This is a genomic window from Paucibacter sp. XJ19-41, from assembly GCF_028462495.1.
Classification (GTDB): Bacteria; Pseudomonadota; Gammaproteobacteria; order Burkholderiales; family Burkholderiaceae_C; genus Roseateles_E.
In genome coordinates this window covers 1-6,695 of sequence record NZ_JAQOWX010000185.1, presented here as the reverse complement: position 1 = coordinate 6,695, position 6,695 = coordinate 1, and the positions used below count along the sequence as shown (strand labels likewise).

Annotated in this window: 7 protein-coding genes; 4 read left to right on the top strand and 3 right to left on the bottom strand. The window is 67.5% G+C overall.

Features of this window, described 5'->3' with window-relative positions; genetic code table 11:
• The 3 genes from PO768_RS27180 to PO768_RS27170 all read right to left on the bottom strand — a co-directional run.
• Positions 1 to 429: NAD(P)/FAD-dependent oxidoreductase (locus PO768_RS27180; RefSeq protein WP_272648554.1), on the bottom strand; the 429-nt coding region annotated here is incomplete at its 3' end.
• A 32-nt stretch (positions 430 to 461) separates the two neighbouring features.
• A complete protein-coding gene (locus tag PO768_RS27175) occupies positions 462 to 1,397 on the bottom strand; it encodes a 4-hydroxyproline epimerase (RefSeq protein ID WP_272648553.1) in 936 nt (311 codons plus the stop codon).
• Positions 1,394 to 2,059 (bottom strand): GntR family transcriptional regulator, encoded by a 666-nt coding sequence (locus PO768_RS27170; protein ID WP_272648552.1) that lies wholly within the window; start codon positions 2,057 to 2,059, stop codon positions 1,394 to 1,396. The genes PO768_RS27175 and PO768_RS27170 overlap by 4 nt, the downstream gene beginning before the upstream one ends.
• A gap of 187 nt (positions 2,060 to 2,246) precedes the next feature.
• Here PO768_RS27170 and yajC point away from each other — a divergent pair, with 187 nt between their 5' ends.
• The 4 genes from yajC to PO768_RS27150 all read left to right on the top strand — a co-directional run.
• On the top strand, positions 2,247 to 2,576 hold the full coding sequence (yajC, locus tag PO768_RS27165; RefSeq protein ID WP_137944688.1) for a preprotein translocase subunit YajC: 330 nt from the start codon (positions 2,247 to 2,249) through the stop codon (positions 2,574 to 2,576).
• 116 nt (positions 2,577 to 2,692) lie between these two features.
• Positions 2,693 to 4,675 (top strand): protein translocase subunit SecD, encoded by a 1,983-nt coding sequence (secD, locus tag PO768_RS27160; RefSeq protein ID WP_272648551.1) that lies wholly within the window; start codon positions 2,693 to 2,695, stop codon positions 4,673 to 4,675.
• An 11-nt stretch (positions 4,676 to 4,686) separates the two neighbouring features.
• Positions 4,687 to 5,721: a protein translocase subunit SecF gene (secF, locus tag PO768_RS27155; protein WP_272648550.1), complete on the top strand. Its 1,035-nt coding sequence runs from the start codon at positions 4,687 to 4,689 to the stop codon at positions 5,719 to 5,721.
• Between the two features lie 38 nt (positions 5,722 to 5,759).
• The coding region (locus tag PO768_RS27150; RefSeq protein WP_272648549.1) for a DUF1631 family protein at positions 5,760 to 6,695 on the top strand (936 nt) is incomplete at its 3' end.

Below are 6,695 nucleotides of genomic sequence, written 5' to 3'. Positions count from 1 at the left end.
GCCCGGCACGCGCAGCGCGCCGGCCAGGTCGGGGCGCAGCATCGGCTCCAGCCGCGCCAGCGTGGCGCCGTCGATCAGCTCGGCGGCGATGCCGCGCGCCGCATACCAGGCCTGCTTGCGCCCGGCCAGTGCCAGCTCCTGATCGTCGGCGGCCAGCCACAGCGTGCCGCAGCGTCCATGCTCGACCTGGGCGGCATGGCCGGCGCTCTCGTCCAGCCAGTCCTGCCACAGCCGCATCGAGCGCTGGCTCAGCGCGAACTCGGGATCGTTGCCGCCGGCCTCGTCGTCGACCACCAGCAGATGGCCCATCGAGGCCGCTGTCGCACCACCACCGACCGCGCCGGACTCGATCACGGCCACGCTGAGCCCCTGGCGCGCAAACTCGCGCGCGCAGGCCGCGCCGACGATGCCGGCGCCGACGATCAGCACATCGGCCCGGCGGGTGCTGGCGACGGCGGACTTCAGGCGATGCCCCAGGCGAAGGGGTCGCCGTCCTGGAACACCAGGCTGGCATCCAGGTTCACATGGGCGCGGCCATGGATGGTGGGCAAGACCTGACCCGGCTCGCCGCTCTGGTAGCTGGCGGCAAACACGCTGCCGATCACGCTTTCCTGCTGCCAGAGCGCACCGGGTGCCAGCTTGCCGTCGGCCGCCAGGCAGGCGATCTTGGCGCTGGTGCCGGTGCCGCAGGGGCTGCGGTCATAGGCCTTGCCGGGGCACAGCACGAAGTTGCGGCCGTTGTGGGCCGGGTCGGCTGGCGGGCCCAGCAGCTCGATATGGTCGATCTCGGCGCCGCCGGCGCCGCTGACGCCCTGGCGCGGCAACTCCTGGCGCAGCGCCCAGGCGAAGTCGGTCAGCGCCTCGACCGAGGCCAGCTCCAGGCTCAGGCCATGGTCCTCGCACAGAAAGAACCAGTTGCCGCCCCAGGCGACATCGCCGTGTACGGTCTTGCCGGCGATCCGGACGGCCACCCGCCTGGCATGGCGCCAGGCCGGCACATTGGCGATGCTGACGCTGCCGTCCGGGTGCAGCCGTGCCGTGATCCGACCCACCGGGGTCTCGATCCGGTGCTCGCCGGGCTGGATGCGACCCAGATAGGCCAGGGTGGCGACCAGGCCGATGCTGCCGTGGCCGCACATGCCCAGATAGCCGACATTGTTGAAGAAGATCACGCCGGCCGTGCTGTCGCTCAGCTCGGGCTCGCACAGCAGCGCGCCGACCATCACGTCCGAGCCGCGCGGCTCCATCACGACGGCGCGGCGCCAGGCATCGTGCTCGCTGCGAAAGCGCTGCAGGCGTTCGGCCATGCTGCCGCCGCCGAGATCGGGGCCGCCGCTGACGATCAGCCGGGTCGGTTCGCCGCCTGTATGGGAATCAACAATGCGAGTCGTGTTCATTCGATCACCGCCTGGGCAAACTGGCGCAGATAGTCCATCAAGGCGTCGCTGGCCTGGGCGGCCTGCTCGCCGTCGCCGCCGGCAATGGCCTGGGCCAGCAGCAGATGGCGGCGCGCGCCTTCCTTGATATCGCCCTGGTGCTGGTAGGCATACCAGAAGCGCCGGCACTGGATCACCATGGGCACGACGGCGGCCACCGCGAAGGGGTTGCGGCAGGCCGCGTGGTTGACCCGGTCCAGCGCCTGATCGGCATCCATATAGGCGGCCAGATCATCGTCCTCGCCGGCCTTGACCATGCTGCGGGCACAGGCCAGCAGGTCCTCGCGCTGGGCCGGTGTGGCGCGCCGGGCCGAGGTCGCGGCGATCAGGCGCTCCAGCACCCGGCGCGCCTCGACCAGGTCCAGATGCTCGGCCAGCCAGATATCGCTGACCCGCAGGCCGCGCCGCGGCAGCTGCACGATCAGGCCGTTGGAGACCAGGCGCATCAGCGCCTCGCGGGTAGGCGTGCGGCCCAGGCCGGTGCGCTCGATCAGCTCGGCCTCGACGATAGGGGCGCCGGGCTTGAGCACCAGGGTGGCGATCATCGATTCGAGCGCGTCATAGGCCTGGTCGGCCACGCGGCGCTTGTTGTCGTGTTCGGGGGCTTCGGTACTGTCGGTCATGGCGGCATCATCGCAGGCCGCTAGGCTCTGGCCAGCAGGGTTTGCATTTAATATATTGGTAGAATATTTTTTGATTTCCGGCTTGTCAACCCCATCTCGGCTGCGGTGGGTGGCTGCCCCGGGTGGCCGCATACAATCCGCAGTTCTTCCGTCCGCCAAGGGCGGCTTTCACCAAAGGGATTCCGACGTGTTTATTTCCAACGCTTTTGCCCAAGCCGCCCCGGCCGCTGCCGCCGGTAGCACCGAGTCCAGCTTGCTGAGCATGCTGCCGCTGGTGCTGATGTTTGTGGTGCTGTACTTCGTGATGATTCGCCCGCAGATGAAGCGTCAGAAGGAGCACAAGGCCATGATCGAGGCCCTGGCCAAGGGCGATGAGATCGTCACCTCGGGCGGCCTGCTGGGCAAGGTGTCCAAGCTCGGCGACAGCTTCGTGACCCTGGAAGTGGCCACCGGCGTCGAGCTGCAGATCCAGCGCGGCGCGGTCGTGCAAGTGCTGCCCAAGGGCACCGTCAAGTAATCCTGCTGCCAGGGGCGCGGCGCCGTCGGCGCAGGCCCCCAACCCATAGCCCGGCGCCATGATGGTGCCGGGTTCGCTTCAGGCGCTGACGCTGACTCGGCCTGAGAGGACGCACCATGAATCGTTATCCGCTGTGGAAGTACGCGATCCTTGTGATCGCGATGCTGATCGGCTTCATCTACACGCTGCCGAATTTCTTCGGCGAGGTGCCGGCCGTCCAGGTCTCCAGCGCCAAGGTCACCGTCAAGCTCGATGCCTCGATGGAGTCGCGGGTCGAGCAGGCGCTGAGCGCCGCCGGGATCAAGGCCGACTTCGTCGAGTTCGAGGGCAATTCGGTCAAGGCCCGCTTTGACAGCACCGATACGCAGCTGAAGGCCAAGGACGCGATCAGCAAGGCGCTGAACCCGGATGCGAATGACCCGAGCTATATCGTCGCGCTGAACCTGCTGTCGCGCTCGCCGCGCTGGCTGTCCAATCTGCATGCCTTCCCGATGTATCTGGGCCTGGATCTGCGCGGCGGCGTGCACTTCCTGATGCAGGTCGACATGAAGGCGGCGCTGACCAAGAAGGCCGAGTCGCTGACCGGCGACGTGCGCACCTTGCTGCGCGCCAAGAACCTCCGCCACGCCGGCATCAGCCGCGATGGCAATACCGTGGTGCTGGCCTTCCGTGAGGCGTCGGCGCTGACGGCCGCGCAGAACCTGCTGAGCGAACAGATCACCGATGTGCAGTGGACGCCCGNCGGCATCAGCCGCGATGGCAATACCGTGGTGCTGGCCTTCCGTGAGGCGTCGGCGCTGACGGCCGCGCAGAACCTGCTGAGCGAACAGATCACCGATGTGCAGTGGACGCCCGGCCAGAACGGCGACCAGCCGACGCTGACCGGCGCGCTGAAGCCGCAGGCCCTGGTGCAGGTGCAGGAAACCGCGCTGAAGCAGAACATCACCACCTTGCACAACCGCGTCAACGAGCTCGGCACCTCCGAGCCGGTGATCCAGCAGCAAGGGCTGGACCGCATCGTCGTGCAGCTGCCCGGCGTGCAGGACACGGCGCGCGCCAAGGACATCATCGGCCGCACCGCGACGCTGGAGTTGCGCATGGTGGACGACAGCGCCGAGGCCCAGGCGGCCGTGGCCGGCAGCGGCCCGGTGCCCTTCGGTACCGAGCGCTATATCGACCGCGGTTTCGGCCCCATCATCGTCAAGCGCCAGGTGGTCATCACCGGCGACAACCTGGTCGACGCCCAGGCCGGTTTCGACGAGAACCAGCAGCCCGCCGTGCATCTGAACCTGGACGCCAAGGGCGCGCGGGTGATGAAGGACGTGACGCGCGAGAACATCGGCAAGCGCATGGCCATCCTGTTGTTCGAGAAGGGCAAGGGCGAGGTCGTGACCGCACCGGTGATCCGTGGCGAACTCGGCTCGCGCATGCAGATCTCGGGCGCGATGACCACGACCGAAGCCAGCGACACGGCCCTGCTGCTGCGCGCCGGCTCGCTGGCCGCGCCGATGGAGATCATCGAAGAGAAGACCATAGGCCCGACCCTGGGTGCCGAGAACATCGCCAAGGGCCTGGCCTCGGTGCTGTGGGGCTTTGTCGCGGTGGCCGTGTTCATGTGCATCTATTACGCACTGTTCGGCGTGTTCTCCTCGCTGGCCCTGGCTTTCAACCTGTTGCTGCTGATCGCGGTGCTGTCGATGCTGCAGGCCACGCTGAGCCTGCCGGGCATGGCCGCCATCGCGCTGGTGCTGGGCATGGCGATCGACTCCAATGTGCTGATCCATGAGCGGGTGCGCGAGGAGCTGCGTGCCGGCGCCGCGCCGCAGGCCGCCATCCATGCCGGCTACGAGCGCGCCTGGGCGACGATCTTCGACTCCAATGTGACGACTCTGATCGCCGGTATCGCGCTGCTGGCCTTCGGCTCCGGCCCGGTCAAGGGCTTCGCGGTGGTGCACTGCCTGGGCATCCTGACCTCGATGTTCTCGTCGGTGGTGTTCTCGCGCGGCCTAGTCAATCTCTGGTACGGCCGCCAGAAGAAGCTCAAGTCCGTCTCTATCGGTCAGATCTGGAAGCCTGAGGCCGACGCGCCCAAGGCCTGAGGAAACTAGTCATGGAACTGTTCCGCATCAAACGGGATATCCCGTTCATGAAGCACGCGTTGCTGCTCAACGCGATCTCCTTCATTACCTTCGCGCTCGCGGTGTTCTTCCTGGTCAGCCGCGGCCTGAACTTCTCGATCGAGTTCACCGGCGGTTCGGTGGTCGAGGTCGAGTATGCGCAGGCTGCCAATCTGGAGAAGACCCGCCACACCGTCGAGGCCATGGGCTTTGGCGAGGTCCAGGTGCAGAACTTCGGCACCTCGCGCGATGTGATGATCCGCCTGCCGCTGCGCGGCGACATCAAGCAGACCGAGCAGGTCGGCCTGGTGTTCGACGCACTGTGCAAGGCCGAAAGCGGCACCGTCTCGCAGCGCAACATCGTCACCGACAAGGGCGAGTCGGTCAGCAAGCAGGTCTGCCTGAACGCAGCCCAGGCCGAACCGATCAAGCTCTCGCGCTCCGAGGTGGTCGGCCCGGCGGTGGGCGCCGAGCTGGCGCAGGACGCCGCGCTGGCGCTGAGCTTCACCGTGGTCGGCATCATGATCTACCTGGCGCTGCGCTTCGAGTGGAAGTTCGCGGTGGCCGGCATCATCGCCAATCTGCACGATGTCATCATCATCCTGGGCTTCTTTGCCTTCTTCCAGTGGGAGTTCTCGCTGACGGTGCTGGCGGCCCTGCTGGCGGTGCTGGGCTACTCGGTCAACGAGTCGGTGGTGATCTTCGACCGGGTGCGCGAGGTGTTCCGCAAGTTCCGCAAGCTGAACGCGCACGAGGTCATCGACCACGCGATCACCAGCACCACCAGCCGCACCATCATCACGCACGGCTCCACGCAGCTGATGGTCTTGTCGATGCTGATCTTCGGCGGCCCCTCGCTGCACTATTTCGCGGTGGCGCTGACCATCGGCATCTGCTTCGGCATCTACTCCTCGGTCTTCGTGGCTGCGGCGATCGCGATGTGGCTGGGCATCAAGCGCGAAGACCTGGTCAAGACCCCGGTCAACAAGGAAGATCCTGACGATCCGAACGCCGGAGCGGTGGTGTAGAGTCATTTGCACCACCTGCCTGAATCCCTGACGCCTTCATGACCGACGCCGCCCGCAACAAAGCCTTGGCTTCGCAAGCGCGGCATGTCTATCTGGAGGCCCTGGTGCGTGGCCTGGCACCGGTGGCCGGCGTGCTCAATGAGGCCGCCCAGCAACTGCTGCTGCTGCCGGCCGAGTACGCGGTGATGGTGGCGCGCCGTGACGGCGTGGCTGCCTGGATGCGCCATGGCCCGGCCTGGCAGAGCGCCTTTGTCGCCGGCCTGCGCCACGCGGTCTCGCATGGCGTGGCCGAGGCCCGGCAGGCGATGGGGCGCGCCAGCCAGTCCGGCCCGCTCTCGCTGGTGGACGACGACACGATAGAGCGCGAGATCATCGGCTCGCGCCTGTCGCTGGCGATGATGGACAAGGCCTCGTGGGAGTTCACCGACCTGCGCACCCGCATGCATCAGCTGGAGCAGCTCGATGAGCTGCCGGCCCACGATTTGCTGCGTGCCCCGGTGGTGGCCGGCCTGGCTCTCGATGCCTGGTATCGCAGCGGGCTCAGCCCCTCGGAATGGCAGATGCTCAAGAGCACGCTGCATGCCGAGTTCTCGCTGCTGCTGGGCGAGGCCTATCACGAGACCAATCGCTGGCTGATTCAGCAGGGCGTGCTGCCCGAGGTCGATCTGCGGCCTTTCATCCGCCGTGCCGGCAACAGTGCTGCCACGGCCCACCGGCCCTCGACACGCCAGGAGCTCAGCGGCGGCCATGAGGAGACGCGCTATATGGCGCGCCAGGTCGCGCCGGTCGCCGCGCGCAGCCAGGCCAGCCGTGCGGCCGAGGAGGTGATGCAGCTCTTGCAGCGGGTGGTGGGCCGCCAGGTGCCGGGTTTTGCCGCCACGGTATCGCCATCGGCCGGCTATCGGACCGTGTCCCCAGCGGGCGTCGCGCCGTCGCGCCAGCCGGCGCCAGGCGCGGCGGGACGGCCCAGCCAG